Annotated in this window: 11 protein-coding genes and 1 pseudogene; 10 read left to right on the forward strand and 2 right to left on the reverse strand. The window is 63.2% G+C overall.

Annotation, left to right across the window (positions count from 1 at the left end; all coding sequences use genetic code 11):
- Positions 1 to 745: 745 nt before the first annotated feature.
- The gene (gene gap, locus EHS19_RS09360) at positions 746 to 1,801 is read right to left on the reverse strand and encodes a type I glyceraldehyde-3-phosphate dehydrogenase (protein ID WP_151917491.1); all 1,056 of its coding nucleotides are present in this window, start codon (positions 1,799 to 1,801) and stop codon (positions 746 to 748) included.
- A gap of 238 nt (positions 1,802 to 2,039) precedes the next feature.
- Positions 2,040 to 2,693: a thiamine diphosphokinase gene (locus EHS19_RS09365; RefSeq protein ID WP_241677190.1), complete on the reverse strand. Its 654-nt coding sequence runs from the start codon at positions 2,691 to 2,693 to the stop codon at positions 2,040 to 2,042.
- A 404-nt stretch (positions 2,694 to 3,097) separates the two neighbouring features.
- Here EHS19_RS09365 and EHS19_RS09370 point away from each other — a divergent pair, with 404 nt between their 5' ends.
- The 10 genes and pseudogenes from EHS19_RS09370 to EHS19_RS09415 all read left to right on the forward strand — a co-directional run bounded on the left by EHS19_RS09370 (position 3,098) and on the right by EHS19_RS09415 (position 15,017).
- Entirely contained in the window at positions 3,098 to 4,756 is a 1,659-nt protein-coding gene (locus EHS19_RS09370; protein ID WP_241677189.1) for a spermidine synthase, read from the forward strand.
- 366 nt (positions 4,757 to 5,122) lie between these two features.
- Positions 5,123 to 5,818, forward strand: a complete 696-nt coding sequence (infC, locus tag EHS19_RS09375; protein ID WP_151917493.1) for a translation initiation factor IF-3 — start codon at positions 5,123 to 5,125, stop codon at positions 5,816 to 5,818.
- A gap of 18 nt (positions 5,819 to 5,836) precedes the next feature.
- Positions 5,837 to 6,031, forward strand: a complete 195-nt coding sequence (gene rpmI / locus EHS19_RS09380; protein WP_151917494.1) for a 50S ribosomal protein L35 — start codon at positions 5,837 to 5,839, stop codon at positions 6,029 to 6,031.
- A gap of 50 nt (positions 6,032 to 6,081) precedes the next feature.
- Positions 6,082 to 6,465: a 50S ribosomal protein L20 gene (gene rplT, locus EHS19_RS09385; protein ID WP_151917495.1), complete on the forward strand. Its 384-nt coding sequence runs from the start codon at positions 6,082 to 6,084 to the stop codon at positions 6,463 to 6,465.
- 195 nt (positions 6,466 to 6,660) lie between these two features.
- Complete coding sequence (xerD, locus tag EHS19_RS09390) at positions 6,661 to 7,623, forward strand: site-specific tyrosine recombinase XerD (RefSeq protein ID WP_151917501.1); 963 nt, start codon at positions 6,661 to 6,663, stop codon at positions 7,621 to 7,623.
- A gap of 342 nt (positions 7,624 to 7,965) precedes the next feature.
- Complete coding sequence (locus EHS19_RS09395) at positions 7,966 to 8,805, forward strand: ParA family protein (protein WP_151917502.1); 840 nt, start codon at positions 7,966 to 7,968, stop codon at positions 8,803 to 8,805.
- A pseudogene (locus tag EHS19_RS09400) lies at positions 8,802 to 9,764 on the forward strand (segregation and condensation protein A); the annotation flags it as partial. The gene EHS19_RS09395 and the pseudogene EHS19_RS09400, both read left to right, overlap by 4 nt.
- A 98-nt stretch (positions 9,765 to 9,862) precedes the next feature.
- Positions 9,863 to 10,486, forward strand: coding sequence for an SMC-Scp complex subunit ScpB (scpB, locus tag EHS19_RS09405; protein ID WP_151917497.1), 624 nt, complete (start codon positions 9,863 to 9,865; stop codon positions 10,484 to 10,486).
- A 207-nt stretch (positions 10,487 to 10,693) separates the two neighbouring features.
- The gene (gene typA, locus EHS19_RS09410) at positions 10,694 to 12,616 is read left to right on the forward strand and encodes a translational GTPase TypA (RefSeq protein ID WP_151917498.1); all 1,923 of its coding nucleotides are present in this window, start codon (positions 10,694 to 10,696) and stop codon (positions 12,614 to 12,616) included.
- Positions 12,617 to 13,739: 1,123 nt separating this feature from the next.
- Complete coding sequence (locus EHS19_RS09415) at positions 13,740 to 15,017, forward strand: hypothetical protein (protein ID WP_151917499.1); 1,278 nt, start codon at positions 13,740 to 13,742, stop codon at positions 15,015 to 15,017.
- The last annotated feature ends 161 nt before the right edge of the window (positions 15,018 to 15,178 follow it).

Raw genomic sequence — 15,178 nt, forward strand, 5'->3', positions numbered from 1 at the left:
GATTTTTCGGAATCCTCCTTGAGTTCGTAGAATCCTTGCGCTAAGCCCTGTCCCAGCGCAAAGATCCTACGAAGTTCCCCTTCTTTCCGAGAAATCCTTGCGCTGACGGCCTATGATGCCCATGATGCGAGCTGTGTTTGTGGTGTGCTTGTGGTACGTCGCGGGACGCAACGCCAAAACGAGCAGCAATCGTGTTCCGTCCCACTGATTTGTGGGACGCAATGCAATAATGAGCATGTTTTGTGTTGCGTCCCATGCGGCTGTGGGATGCAATGTCCGAATGGGCTTGGTTTGAGTTCCGTCCCACTGGTTTGTGGGACGCAGTGCGGGATGAGCCGGTTTTGGCGTTGCGTCCCGCGCGCGTCTCGCCCCATGCCGCTCCCGTCGTGATGGTTGTGTGCATGAACCGCCATTTTTCAACGTTTTTGTCTGATTGTTGTCTGGGTGTTCGCTGTGATGTTGGAAGGGTCATGGGACGCAACGCCAAAACGAGCAGCAATCTCGTTGCGTCCCACTAGTGTCCTGCGTCAGTTCGTTTACTAATTCGTCCGTGAAACGCCAACGAAAACGCAGTTATTCCAATGAAATGAATGTGCGGCGCAGGATACTGGTGGGCCGTCTATGGTGGGCCGTCTCACCAATATGTGAAAAAGGCCTCTTGTTCGCGCATCATGTGCGAACAAGAGGCCTTATCTGTCTTACGATTTCGCTATGAGACATCCGGCGGGCAGCAGCCCGCGAATGCTCACTCGGAGATCTCGGCGAAGTACAGCAGGGTACGGATCATGTTGGAGGTGAAGCCGTACTCGTTGTCGTACCAGGAGACCGTGCGGGCCATGGTCAGACCGTCAACGGTGTTGACATCGGTCTGAGTCGGGTCGAACACGCCACCGTGGGTGTCGCCGATGATGTCGGAGGAGACGATGCCGTCCTCGTTGTAGCCGTAGTAATCGGTGTTGGAGAAGGCCTCCTTGAAGGCGGCGTTGATTTCGTCGGCGGTGACCTCGGTGTTCAGGACGGTGGTCAGCTCGGTGACGGAGCCGTCAGGAACCTGAACGCGCTGGGCGTGGCCCTGCAGCAGACCGTTGACCTCGGGGACGACCTTGCCGATGGCCTTGGCGGCACCGGTGGAATGAGGAATGGTGTTGATGCCGGCGGCACGGTTGTTGCGAGCCTTCGGGAAGCGCGGTCCGTCGAGGATCATCTGGGTGCCGGTGTAGGCGTGGATGGTGGTCATGAAGCCGAGCTTGATGCCGAACTTGTCGTTCAGCAGCTTGACCATGGCAGCCATCGAGTTGGTGGTGCAGGAGCCGGCGGACACGATGTTGTCGGTCGGCTTGAGGGTGGTGTGGTTCACGCCGAACACGATGGTCGGGGTGGTGTCGTCCTTGGCCGGAGCGGAGATCAGGACCTTCTTGGCGCCGGCGTTCAGGTGAGCCTGCGACTTGGCCGCGGAGGTGTAGAAGCCGGTGCACTCGAGCACGAACTCGACACCGTCGTTCTTGACCCACGGGATGTTGTTGGCGTCCTTCTCGGCGTAGACCTTGTATTCCTTGCCGTCGACGACGATGGAATCCTCGGTGGAGGTGACCTCGACCGGAGTGCCGTCGTCATGACGGAAGGTGCCGTGCGTGCTGTCGTACTTCAGCAGGTAGGCCAGCATGGACGGAGTGGTCAGATCGTTGATTGCAGCGACCTCGATGTCACCGGCCTGACCGCCGCGAGCCTGCAGCTCGAAGATGCGACGGAAGGCGAGACGACCGATACGACCAAAGCCGTTGATACCAATCTTAACTGTCATGTGTTCTCCCTTGTAGGGTAGGCCGTGGCGCGCAGCCGCACCCCGGCCGTTGTTTACCAACAGTGCCTACTGTAATGCGTCCGCTGTACGAGGGCAACACCGTCGCCCATGCCGCCGTCATGCCGAGAGCGAAAACCCGAATACGATATGTGAGCGCTCACAGATCGGGTTCGCCAGTCGTCCCCCCCGGTCGCCGCACAAGCTTCGCCGGTCGTGGCCGTTCCCTCGTTTCGGCTCGCTACTGCCCATGATGCAGGAATCGTGACACCTGCGTGTCAAGCGCGCCGAGATCGCCGGAGAATCCGTGATCATGGCGCACGGTCGGCAGCGGTGCCAGGCGCGGGAAGGTCACTGCCAGCACGCCGTGGCGTACTGCGATCGAGGCCGGCGCGCCACTGCGGAACTCGTTGCTCAGTCCCAGCACCGACAATGCATCGAGGTTCGCGTCGGACAGCTCATAGCGCAGTCCGGTTTCGGTCACGCCATGCGCGTCGCCGCCGAGCGCAAAGACCGACACCATGGATTGCGGATTCGTCTCATGCGCGGCGAAGCTCAGCGCTCCGTCTGCCACAGCGGTCACCACCGTACCGTCCCCATACAGGAATCCGATGCCGCCGCGGGACGCGATCAGCCCGACGAGACGAATCGCCGACATCGTATGGTCGATGCGTCCACCCAATGCGCCGTGGATATGAAACGTGCGCGCGCCGCGATTCCACCCCAGCTTGAGCGCGCTGAACAGATCGGGATCATCCTTCTGCGGCGGCAGACGAAGCGTCGCCTCGCCTTCGGGAACCGAGCCGACGATGGAGTCGAAATCACCCACGGCGTAGTCGACCCGGATTCCGGCGGCGCGCGCATGGTCGTAGCCTCCGTCGGCGGCGATGACCATCGCGCCATCCGGCACGGCGATGGATTCGCCGTAGTAGTCACCGGCCGCCAGCACCAGCGCGACGCGGCTCTCGACCGAATCTCCGGATTCACCGGTTGCTCCCGTTCCGCCGGCTTCGCGGGTTGCCCCCGCCTGGTCGGCTTCAGTCAGTCCGTTTCCCATATGCCCTCCAGATCATGCCTGCGGCGAACGCGATCGGCCGGTGCGATGATCGATCATTGCACCGATTATCGCGACGATCATCATGCACGCCACTGTATCCGCGACTCGCCGTCGAGGTCAATATCGTCGCGCGAACGTCGCATGGGCGTCGCCGCGTCGACGGCTGTGGTGCGCACCGTAGTGTAGTCTCACGCAGTAAAGGCGCGACATGCGATCGCGGCGCGCGCCGGGCGGGAGGAACGATGACCAGAGCGAGTGGGCGCGCGGAACGGCCGATACTGCGATCGAAGCTGTTCCTGTATGTCACCGAGTTCTTCTCCGGCATGGGCGTCATGGCCGCGGAGCTTGGCGCGTCACGACTGCTCGCCCCGTACTTCTCCAGCTCTCAGATCGTGTGGACGATCATCATCGGCACGATCATGATCGCGCTGGCGCTGGGCGCCGTCTTTGGCGGCCGGTGGGCCGATCGCAATCCCGATCCCGACCGCCTGTATCTGCGCATCCTCGCGGCCTCCGTATGGATAGCGCTCATACCGTTGGTCGGCAAATACGTGATACTGCTGGTGTCCGGCCTGCTGATCGTCACCGTGTCGACGAACTTCCTCGTCATCGCCGCATTCGTCAGCTGCATGATCGTCTTCGTGCCGCCGCTGTTTCTGCTCGGCACCGTCACGCCGGGCCTCAACAAGTTCGCGACGGACTCACTGGACGACAACGCGTCGGTGGTCGGCCGTCTGTCCGCATGCAATACGATCGGATCGATCCTCGGCACCTTTCTGCCCACGTTCGTCACCATCCCCGCCGTCGGCACGTTCGTCACGTTCCTGATCTTCTCCGGGCTGCTGCTCGCGCTGGCGTTCGTCTACTTCCTGTCATCGGGAATCCGACGCATCGCGTGCGCGCTGTCGGCCGTCGTCTTCGCGGCGAGCGCGGCGTTGTCTCCCATGACCGGATTCGCCTTCTGGGAGAACCGTTCATCGATCGCCTACGAAGGCGAGTCCATCTACAACTATCTGCAGGTCAAGCGGCTGTCGGATCGCACGATCCTGTCCACCAACGTGCTCTTCGGCGTGCAGTCGGTCACCATGAAGCGGCCGGGGCTGACCGGCATGTACTACGACACCGCTCTGGCGGCGCCGGCGCTCGCCGACCACGCCGGCTCGGCGCTGATTCTGGGCATGGGCACCGGCACGTATGCGCGACAGTTGCGTCAGTATTATCCGCATATGTCCGTCACCGGCGTGGAGATCGATCAGAAGATCACCGATCTGGCCGCACGCTATTTCGACGAGCCCGGCGACATCGATGTCGCCACCTATGACGGGAGGGCGTGGCTGGCTGCGAGCCGCGACACCTACGACGTGATCATGGTCGATGCGTATCAGGACATCACGATACCGTTTCAGATGAGCTCGTCGGAGTTCTTCACGATGGTCCGGGAGCATCTCAATCCCGGTGGCGTGATGGTGGTCAACATGAACATGATCTCGGACGGGCGCGGCTCGATCAACGAGGCGCTCACCGATACGATCTCGTCCGTGTTCGGCTCCTCGTCGGTGCGCATCGCGGACGTGCCGAACACGACGAATCGTGAGCTGTTCGCCAAGCGCGGCGGCGAGACTATGGCCGCATCCGCAGACGCCGAGGCGCTCAGGGGAACGGTTCGCGAACGATCCGGCAGCGACGACCTTGTCGAGGCGACAGTCGACGTCTCCGGCCGCATGACCGGCGTGCGAGACCCCGCCAAGGCGGACGACGCGCTGATTCTGACCGATGATCGCGCGCCGGTCGAACTGCTGGGCATGCGGGCGATCGACAACATCATCGCCCAGCAGGCGGGTCCGTATCGTGAACTGCTGAAACGCGAGGGCATCGCCGGGCTGCTCAGACAAGTGCAGTAGGCAAAAAGACGGATTCGTCGGCCGCGGGCGGGGGCGGCTCGCGCGACACGCCCGGTCCACGGGTGTGGTATTATCTACAAGGCTTGAGAAATCAAGAAAGCGGGAAACCCACCTGGAAGCCTTGCATGGCTTCGGGTTCAAGGCACAGACCTTGCGATCGCGAAGGGCGCGATGCGTGCATGCACGCCGTCCAAGCGGTCATGAATATGCTGAACATACCAGGCTATGGTCACACGTCGGATACGACGATGCGCTATTGACGTGCGCCGTCATGATCGGCGCTGGCTGATGTCGGTATTGTCGGCTGCGGTCTGCTCTGAATCCGATATGCATGCGATGATCCGGTCGGTGGTCCGCTGAAGGAACATGAGGATTGGAGTCATCATCAGCGACGAACCACGCATTAATGACGAGATTCGCGTCTCGCAGGTGCGACTGATCGGCCCGAACGGCGAGCAGGTCGGCGTCATCGCGACGTCGGTCGCATTGAACCTGGCGAAGGAAGCGAACCTCGATCTCGTCGAGGTGGCGCCGAACGCGAAGCCTCCGGTCGCCAAGCTCATCGACTACGGCAAGTTCAAGTACAACGAGAAGATCAAGGCTCGTGAGGCCCGCCGCAATCAGAGCACCGCCGAGATCAAGGAGATTCGTTTCCGACTCAAGATCGACGACCATGACTTTGATGTCAAGAAAGGCCACGTCACTCGATTCCTGAGCGGCGGAGACAAGGTCAAGGTCACCATCATGCTGCGTGGCCGCGAGATCTCCCGGCCGATCGGCGGCGTCGAGCTGCTGCAGCGTCTTGCCGCCGATGTCGAGGAGTTCGGCACTGTGGAATCCAAGCCGAAGCAGGAGGGTCGCAACATCATCATGACCCTCGCTCCCAAGGGCAAGAAGGTACACACCCAGTCCGAGCAGCGTCGTCGCGGCGACCAGTCCCGCGCCGAGCGTCAGGCACGTCAGGCGGCGCGTCTGGCGGCAAAGCAGGAGGCCGCCGGTCAGGCAGCAGCCGAATCCAAGGCCGCAGCCGAGGACGATACCAACACTTCCGACAAGAAGTAACCAACAAGGAGGGCAGCAATGCCGAAGATGAAAACCAATTCCGCCGCGTCCAAGCGCGTCCGTGTCACCGGCAAGGGCAAGCTGATGCAGGCCGGCAGCGCCATGCGCCACAACCTGGAGCACAAGTCCGCCCGCAAGCGCCGTGCACTGAAGGCCGACGCCGTGCTCGCGACGGGCCAGACCAAGGTCATGAAGCAACTGCTCGGCCGCTGAGCGCCGCAAGCCGAATCGACAACAATTCTAGAAAGCTGAGGAAATAGATTATGGCACGTGTCAAGCGCGCAGTGAACGCCCACAAGAAGCGTCGCGTCGTTCTCGAGAGGGCCTCCGGCTACCGCGGCCAGCGCTCGCGTCTCTACCGCAAGGCCAAGGAGCAGCTGCTTCACTCCTTTAACTACAACTTCCGCGACCGCAAGGCGCGCAAGGGCGACTTCCGCAAGCTGTGGATCCAGCGCATCAACGCCGCGGTCCGCGCCGAGGGCATCACCTACAACCGCTTCATCCAGGGTCTGCGTCTCGCCGGCATCGATCTGGACCGTCGTGCTCTCGCCGAGCTCGCCGTCTCCGATCCGGACACCTTCAAGGCCATCGTCGCCGAGGCCAAGAACGCTCTGCCCGAGGACGTCAACGCTCCTGCCGAGGCGTGAAACGAACAGTCCAGTGGACTGCTCTATCGGCTGATCCGATGTATAGTGAACCCCGCCATTGAGCGGGGTTCACTGCTATGTGCGGCACATGAGGGTGGGGTGTTGTCGATGGGCGATCGCGTGGAATCGCATAAGGATATCGGCGCAATCGGCACAAGCGTGCCGAAGGAGGATGACGCTGCCGAGGTGGTCGGCATGTCCGCATTGGGCCGGCTGATCATGCGCTTCCTCTCCTACATCGATGTCGAACGCGGTCTGTCCGCCGCCACCGTCACCGCCTATCGCTCCGATCTGGAACGCTACGCGCGCTGGCTCCACGGCCAGGGTATCGATGATCTTTGCGCAGTGACCAAAGATGACGTCGAGCGGTTCGTCGCATCGCTTGACGAATCCGGCGACAGCGCCCGAAGCAAGGCCAGACGCCTCGCCAGCATCCACATGCTTCATCGCTTCGCGCTGTCATCGGGAGCCGTGCAGGCCGATGTCTCGGCTCGCGCAACTGCGCCGAAAAGCCCGCAGACACTGCCGGACGTGCTCACCATCGACGAGGTGCGTCGTCTGATCGAAAGCGTCCCGATCCCCGATGAGCGCGATGCGGGCAACGCCGACGCGGACCTCGCCATGAGCGCGGCGGTCGCCTTGCGCGATCGCGCGATCCTTGAATTCATGTATGCGACCGGTGCGCGCGTCTCGGAAACGGTCGGCACCAACCTCGACGACATCGACATCGACGATGCCCACGTCGCGCGTCTGATGGGCAAAGGCGGCAAACAGCGGCTGGTTCCGATCGGCAGCTACGCCTGCGCGGCACTGCGTCGCTATCTTCGCGAAGGCCGGCCGATGCTGGAGCGCCGCGTCAGATCGGGTTCGCCCGAGCGTCGCGCGCTGTTCCTCAACAAACGCGGCGCCCGCCTGTCGCGGCAGTCGGCGTGGGAGATCATCCGCCTTGCCGGGCAGCGAGCGCGCATCGATCGTCCGCTGCATCCGCATACGCTGCGGCACTCCTTCGCCACGCATCTGATCCAGGGCGGCGCCGACGTGCGCACCGTGCAGGAGCTGTTGGGACACGCCTCCGTGACCACGACGCAGATCTACACGCACGTCAGCCCGGAGCGGCTCATCGAGGCCTACGTGCTCGCCCATCCGCGGGCGCGATAGGCGGTCGAGCCGACTGCAAAGGCCGTGCAGTCCGTGCACCGGTCGCACCGGTCGAGCCGCCCGCCGAGCGATTCCGCACGTCGAGCCACCAGCGGGGGTAGCATGGCATCGGCGGGCATCGGATGACGGCGAGGAGGGACCATGACGTCTGGATACATGCGGCGCGACGGCGTCGGGGGAGAGGAATCCGACCCGTTCCGTCAGGGGCTGCTGCCGATTCGAGGCACCTACCACCTTCCGGCGAATGATGCGGACGATGCGGCCCATGCGGCCCATGTCGCGGATTTGGACGCCGACATGGCGAATACCGACGATGATGATCTTGATGATAAGGTGAACGATATGCCTACGGATATGCTTGGACGCGACTACGAGACCTTTCCCGCACCACAACCGCTGCAGCAGCACGGTCCGGCGCGGATCATCGCCATGTGCAACCAGAAGGGCGGCGTGGGCAAGACCACCAGTTCGATCAACATAGCCGGCGCGCTCAGCCAGTACGGCCGTCGCGTGCTCATCGTGGACTTCGACCCGCAGGGCGCGGCAACCGTGGGGCTGGGCATCAATGCGAACACCATCGACAACACGATCTACACGGCGCTGTTCAACCCCTCGATGGACGTCCACGATGTGATCGCGCATACCGATTTCGAGAACCTTGACATCATCCCCGCCAACATCGATCTGTCCGCGGCCGAGGTGCAGCTGGTCACCGAGGTCGGGCGCGAGCAGATTCTCGCCAGCGTGCTGCGCAAGGTCCGCAACGAATACGATGTGATCATCGTGGACTGCCAGCCGTCGCTCGGTCTGCTGACCGTCAACGCGCTGACCGCGGCGGATGGCGTGATCATCCCCGTGGCGGCGGAGTTCTTCGCATTGCGAGGCGTCGCCCTGCTCATGCAGTCGATCGACAAGGTACAGTCGCGCATCAACCCCTCGCTGGAGGTGTACGGTGTGCTCGTGACGATGTACACGCGCACGCTGCACTGCGAGGAGGTGCTGCAGCGCATCTACGAGGCGTTCCAGGACAAGGTGTTCCACACGGTCATCTCCCGGTCGATCAAACTGCCCGATTCGAATGTGGCGGCCGCGCCGATCACGTATTTCGCGCCCGAGCACAAGACCAGCAAGGAGTATCGCGAGGTGACGCGCGAGCTGATCGCGCGCGGCGTCGTCGCATGAGCGCGATCGACGAGGATGCGGCCGCAGTCGGTGCCGCTGACGGATTCGGTGCGGCCGTCGTCGCCGGTGCCGCCGCAGCAGCCGATATCGATGCCGACGTAGCCGACGCTGCAGTAGCGGATGCCGCTGCCGATGCAGGGGCGTTTCATGTGGCGCTGGACGTGTATTCCGGCCCGTTCGACGTATTGCTGTCGATGATCGCGAATCGGCGGCTGGAATTGACCGAGGTATCGCTGTCGGCCGTCACCGAGGAGTTTCTCGCCTACGTGCGCGCCCTTGATTTGTCGCATGGCATCGATTCGTCGCATGGCATTGACCCGGCGCGTGACATCGATCGGATGAGCGCCTTTCTCGACGTCGCCTCGGTGCTGGTGGAGGCGAAAAGCGCGGCGCTGCTGCCCGGCGACGAACAGGGACGCCGCGACGAGCAGAGCATGGAGGCGTTGCGCGAACGCGATCTGCTGTTCGCCAGACTCGTGCAGTATCGCGCGTTTCGGCAGGCGGCAGACGATTTTCGCGCGCGGCTCGCCGCCAATGCCGGTCGATTCGCGCATCCTTCGGTTGTGCCCGATACAGTCGCGTCAATGCTTCCCGAACTGGTCTGGACGCTCACGCCCGATGATCTGGCCGCGCTGGCCGCTCACGCGTTCGCCAACGCGCCCGCGGATGAGGTGTCGCTGCATCAGCTGCACGTGCCGCTGGTCGATCTGCGCGCGCAGGCCGCTTTGGTACGCGATCGGCTTCGCGCGCTTGCGCCGGGCTCCTCGATGACCTTCGCCGAGCTGACCGCCGACGCCCGCTCCTCCATTGAGATCGTCGCACGGTTTCTCGCCGTGCTCGTGTTCTTTCGTCAGGGGACGCTGCAGTTTCGTCAGGCGGGGCCCTATGAGACGCTGCATCTGCGGTGGCGCGGCGGCGGCAATGCAACCGATGACGGCTATATCGGCGCGTCTGGTGACGGGGGCGATGGCGATGGTAACGATGGCTATGGTAATGATGGCTATGGTGATCGTGGTGGGCGGCATGACGACATCGACGTCAGCGAGGAGGATTTCGCATGAGCGGCACGACTCGTGAACCCGGACGCGAACCGATGCGCCAGATTGACCCGAACGATACGCCGGGAGGACTGCGAGGATGCCTTGAGGCGGTGCTCATGGCATCAGGCGAACCGGTGACGACCGGCGATCTCGCCCGCGTGATCGGCGTGGACGACGGTGCCGTGGAGCGCGAACTGAGCGACATGGCCAAGGACTACGACGCCCGTGGCTGCGGCTTCGAGCTGCGTCGCTCGACTCGCGGCTGGAGCTTCGCATCCAGAGCGGTGTATGAGCCGGTCGTGGCCGCATTCGTGACGGATGGGCAGAGCGCCCGTCTTTCGCAGGCGGCGCTTGAAGCGCTGTCGATCATCGCCTATCGTCAGCCGGTCACGCGCGCGCAGATCGCGGCGATCCGCGGCGTGAACTCCGATGGCGTGATCCGTTCGCTGACGATCCGCGGTCTGGTCCGCGAGCAGGGGGCCGATCCGGACACGAGGGCGGCGCTGCTGGTCACGACCGACCTGTTTTTGGAGAAGATGGGCATGGACCGTCTTGACGATCTGCCTTCGCTGGCGCCGTTCCTTCCGGCCGAAAGCGAAGTCCTCGCCCACATCGGCGACGGGGAGAGCACCGCGCAGTAGGCGGGGGCAAACGTGCAGTATGCGGCGATATCGTAGGTCGTCGTCCCCCTGCATCAGCCCCACATCGTCAAGACGTGTGGGTAGCATAATGCCGGTTTGTGTGTAAGTCAGAACAAGGAACCGACCGCGCCGACGGGATTCGTCGGCGATACAGGTGCCGGACGGTTACGCAACAGGAATCAACGAATCGATATAAGAGAGGTTTCGATGGCTGTTCGTGGTGATATTCGTAATGTGGCTATCGTGGCGCACGTCGATCACGGCAAGACCACCCTGGTGAACGCGATGCTCCAGCAGTCGCACGTGTTCTCCGACCGCGAGGAAGTGCCGGATCGTGTGATGGACTCCAACGATCTGGAGCGCGAGAAGGGCATCACCATCCTCGCCAAGAACACCGCCGTGGAATACACCGGTCCGCTGGCCGCCAAGTACGGCTACCCGGACGGCATCACCCTCAACATCATCGACACCCCCGGCCACGCCGATTTCGGCGGCGAGGTCGAACGTGGCATCTCCATGGTCGACGGCGTGGTCCTGCTCGTCGACGCCTCCGAAGGCCCGCTGCCGCAGACCCGCTTCGTGCTGCGCAAGGCGCTTGAATCCAAGCTGCCGGTGATCCTGTGCATCAACAAGGTCGACCGTCCGGACGCACGCATCGAGGAGGTCGTCTCCGAATCCACCGATCTGCTGCTCGGCCTTGCCCAGGATGTCGTCGAGGAGGGCGTCGATCTCGACCTCGACCATCTGCTCGATCTCCCCGTCGTCTACTGCGCCGCCAAGGCCGGCTATGCGTCCATCAACCAGCCGGCGAACGGCGCGCTGCCGGACAACGACAATCTTGAGCCGCTCTTCGAGGACATCATCAAGTACATCCCCGCCCCCGAATACGAGGAGGGCGCACCGCTGCAGGCACACGTCGCCAACATCGACTCGTCCGACTTCCTCGGCCGACTCGGACTGGTGCGCATCTACAACGGCACCCTCGAAAAGGGCAAGACGTACGGCCTGTCCCGCGTCAACGGCACCATCGAGAACTTCCGCGTCGCCGAGCTGCTGCGCACGCAGGGCCTTGAGCGCACGCCAGTCGAGACCGCAGGCCCCGGCGACATCGTCGCCGTCGCCGGCGTGGGTGACATCATGATCGGCGAGACCATCGTCGATCCCAACGATCCGCGCCCGCTGCCGCTCATCCACGTGGATGATCCGGCCATCTCCATGACCTTCGGCGTCAACGATTCCCCGCTCGCCGGCCGCGAAGGCAAGGATCACAAGCTGACCGCCCGCATGATCAAGGATCGCCTCGACCGCGAGCTCATCGGCAACGTGTCCATCAAGGTGCTGCCCACCGACCGCCCCGACGCATGGGAGGTGCAGGGCCGTGGCGAGCTGGCGCTCGCCGTGCTCGCCGAGGAGATGCGTCGCGAAGGCTTCGAGCTGACCGTCGGTCGTCCGCAGGTCGTCACCAAGGTCATCGACGGCAAGGTCAACGAGCCGATGGAGAACACCACCATCGACGTGCCGGAGGAGTACATGGGTGCCGTCACCCAGCTGCTCGCCGACCGCAAGGGCCGCATGGACTCCATGTCCAACCACGGCTCCGGCTGGGTGCGTCTGCAGTTCACCGTGCCGTCCCGCGGTCTGATCGGCTTCCGCACCGCGCTGCTGAGCGCCACGCGCGGCACCGGCATCGCATCCTCCCTGTCGGCCGGATACGCTCCGTGGGCTGGCCAGATCGTCACCCGCCAGAACGGCTCCATGGTCTCCGACCGCGCCGGCGTCGCCACCCCGTACGCCATGCAGCGTCTCCAGGCCCGAGGCAGCTTCTTCGTCGAACCGCAGTCGAACGTGTACGAAGGCCAGGTCGTCGGCGTCAACAACAAGCCCGACGAGCTTGACGTCAACATCACGCTCGCCAAGCACATGACCAACATGCGTTCCTCCACCGCCGACGTGCTCGAAACACTCACGCCGCCGATCAAGATGAGCCTTGAGGAGTCGCTGGACTTCGCCAACGAGGACGAATGTGTCGAGGTCACCCCCGAGGCGACCCGCGTGCGCAAGATCATCCTCGGCCGCGAGGACTGGTACAAGTGGCGCGCCAAGCAGCGTCGTCAGAACAAAAACGCCTGATGGCGTTCTTATTCTGACGGCCTTCGCGGACGCTTGTGGTGCGTCCGCTCACTTCGCCTACGGAGAGCCCGCTGGGCTCTCCGTTTTGCGTTTCAGCAGAACAGCTCCAGCATTCTGCGTCGCGCAGCGATGTCGTGCACCATACAAAGAAGTCGTACAGCCAGCGACCACCCATCATCATGTCGCGCCATCGCGAAATGGCGGAATTCCATCATTTCGAGCCAGGCTGAGCAAAACCGAGTCGAGCCTGCACGTCGCGAGCGTGTCACGCGACGCAAAAATCGGGCGAAACGGCATCGCGTGACAGCCGGCCCGCCACAGTTCCGTCACAGTTCTGTCACGCGGCGATGAAATCATCGAAAAACGCGTCGCGTGACAATCGTCGGCCATCTGTCACCGTGTTGCATTCTCACGAAATGGCGGAATTCCAACATTTCGAGCCGGGACAAGCAGAGCCGAGCCGAGCCTGTGCGTCGCGATCGTGTCACGCGACGCGAAAACCGGGCGAAACGTCGTCGCGTGACAGCCGGCCCGCCGCATTTCCGCCACAGCTCTGTCATAGTTCTGTCACGCGGCGATGAAATCATCGAAAAACGCATCGCGTGACAATCGTGGACCATCCGTCACCGTGTTGCATTCTCGCGAAACGGCGGAATTCCAACATTTCGAGCCAGGCCAAGCAAAACCGAGCCGAGCCCGCGCGTCGCGAACGTGTCACGCGACGCGAAAAACAGGCAAAACGTCGTCGCGTGACAGCCGGCCCGCCACAGCGTGTCACGTGGCGCGGGTTCGGTCACGTAGTACGGGTTCGGTCACGGGGAGCGGGTCGCTCCCTGTGACCGCTTGATGAAAACCTTGGTGTTTCAACGTTTTTGACACCCTGGTCACAGGGAGCGGGCGCTCCCTGTGACCGACCCCGCTCCCTGTGACGGGGAGAACAAGCATCATCGACAGCGGACACCGCAAGTCGTCCCGCGGTAGAGACGGTCAGGCCACTTCAGCCGGTCACAACGTCGTCACCGGGCAAGCCGCCGGTTTCCGTGGGCTGTTGGGTGTCGCGGTCCGTCGGTCGAGGACGCATTCCATTGGTACCGTAGTGGTAGTAGTGGAAAGGTGGTTTTCGATGGGTGACGAGTGTTCGACGACGGCGGTGCCGCCGGTTCCCATGCCGTCCGGTCGCGCGGTGAAGCACGATGACGGGACTGGCCGGGTTGTGCCGGCTCCCATGCCGTCCGATGGTGGCACGTCGCCGGTGCCGTTGCCGTCCATGGCCGGGCGGAAGCCGGATGCTGTCATGGAGCATAGTGACGATGGTGACCGAGTCGCGCCACCTGCGCCCATGCCGTCCGGTCGCGCGGTGAAGGATGAGGGGGCTGGTCGGAGTGTGCCGCCGGTTCCGTTGCCGTCTGGGCGGGATACGCTCCCGTTGCCGGAGACGACTGATGCGGATGCGGATGCTGGTTCCGGTTCCGGGCATGGGGGTGGGCGTGGCTCATCCCATCGGCGTAGGCTGATTATTGTTCTGGGCGTGCTGCTGGCTGTCGCCATGATCGCGGGTGTCGTCTGGTGGCGGGTTGACGTGGCGCGACGCGTGGATGCAGCGCGGTCGGCGTGCGAGTCGAGTCTTAGGGAGGCGCGGCGCATGGTCGGTGAATGGGACACCGTCAGATCGTCCGGTGAAACCAAGAGCGCGTTGAGGATCACGGTCGCACAGGTGGCGGACGCGACCACGGTGACCGCGTTGGCGGCGGACGTGAAAACGAATCCGGGCGTGCCGGTCGCGTGCGACGCGGCGGACGTGTCGGGACTAGTGGCGGCGCGTGACGCGAACGACCGACTGGCCGAGGATGCGGGGCGGCGTGTGAGGAGCGTGCAGGCGGGTGTGCGGGCGGTGGCGGCGAGTCGTGACGCGAAACAGTTGGCGGATGCGAAGACCCGACTGAACAGCAAGGTGAGCGAGGCAAGGAAGCTGCTGGCATCGTCAAAGAACCGGGTCGCGGACGACAAGACGCGCACCATGCTGTCGGATGCGATCAACGCGGCGGGCAAGGCGAACGATGCGACGGCGGTCGAGAAGGCGGTCAACGGGTTGGATGCCGCGTCGAAGCGGGTCAACGAGTCCGTTGCGGCGAAATCGAAGGCGGCCAAGGCGAAAGCGGATGCGGAGGCGGCGAAACGGGCCGCCGCCCAAACCCAGCCGACCACGCCCCAATATTCGACACCCCAGTATTCGACCCCGCAATACACCACACCCCAGCAGAGTGCGCCTCAGCAGTCCACACCCCAATACACCACGCCTCAGCAGAGCACGCCCCAGTACGGTGAACTAGGATATTCTGACGGTACACCGATTCAAGGAGAAAACAAAGTCGATATCATCCCGCCTGACGTTGCAGGCTGACTGAAGTGGCCTGATTTTTGTTCCGTCTCTACTGTGAGACTATCTTTATTGTTGTAAGAATCACGTTCTATACGTCAATATTGGATGATGCAAGGTGCTCCCATCTTCGCTTATTGCCTTTTGTCCGCATAGTGGGTTTCTGTAGCGTCACGCAGATCGCG

It is taken from the genome of Bifidobacterium jacchi, assembly GCF_009078285.1.
GTDB classification, from domain to species: domain Bacteria; phylum Actinomycetota; class Actinomycetes; order Actinomycetales; family Bifidobacteriaceae; genus Bifidobacterium; species Bifidobacterium jacchi.

What these genes read in the sequence shown, in the direction of transcription:
- EHS19_RS09370 (WP_241677189.1), top strand. Translation starts at nt 3,098, where the DNA reads ATGACCAGAGCGAGTGGGCGCGCGGAACGGCCGATACTGCGATCGAAG.
- xerD (WP_151917501.1), top strand. Translation starts at nt 6,661, where the DNA reads ATGTCCGCATTGGGCCGGCTGATCATGCGCTTCCTCTCCTACATCGAT.
- infC (WP_151917493.1), top strand. Translation starts at nt 5,123, where the DNA reads ATGAGGATTGGAGTCATCATCAGCGACGAACCACGCATTAATGACGAG.
- EHS19_RS09365 (WP_241677190.1), bottom strand. Translation starts at nt 2,693, where the DNA reads ATGGTCATCGCCGCCGACGGAGGCTACGACCATGCGCGCGCCGCCGGA.
- typA (WP_151917498.1), top strand. Translation starts at nt 10,694, where the DNA reads ATGGCTGTTCGTGGTGATATTCGTAATGTGGCTATCGTGGCGCACGTC.
- EHS19_RS09395 (WP_151917502.1), top strand. Translation starts at nt 7,966, where the DNA reads ATGCCTACGGATATGCTTGGACGCGACTACGAGACCTTTCCCGCACCA.
- scpB (WP_151917497.1), top strand. Translation starts at nt 9,863, where the DNA reads ATGAGCGGCACGACTCGTGAACCCGGACGCGAACCGATGCGCCAGATT.
- rpmI (WP_151917494.1), top strand. Translation starts at nt 5,837, where the DNA reads ATGCCGAAGATGAAAACCAATTCCGCCGCGTCCAAGCGCGTCCGTGTC.
- EHS19_RS09415 (WP_151917499.1), top strand. Translation starts at nt 13,740, where the DNA reads ATGGGTGACGAGTGTTCGACGACGGCGGTGCCGCCGGTTCCCATGCCG.
- rplT (WP_151917495.1), top strand. Translation starts at nt 6,082, where the DNA reads ATGGCACGTGTCAAGCGCGCAGTGAACGCCCACAAGAAGCGTCGCGTC.
- gap (WP_151917491.1), bottom strand. Translation starts at nt 1,801, where the DNA reads ATGACAGTTAAGATTGGTATCAACGGCTTTGGTCGTATCGGTCGTCTC.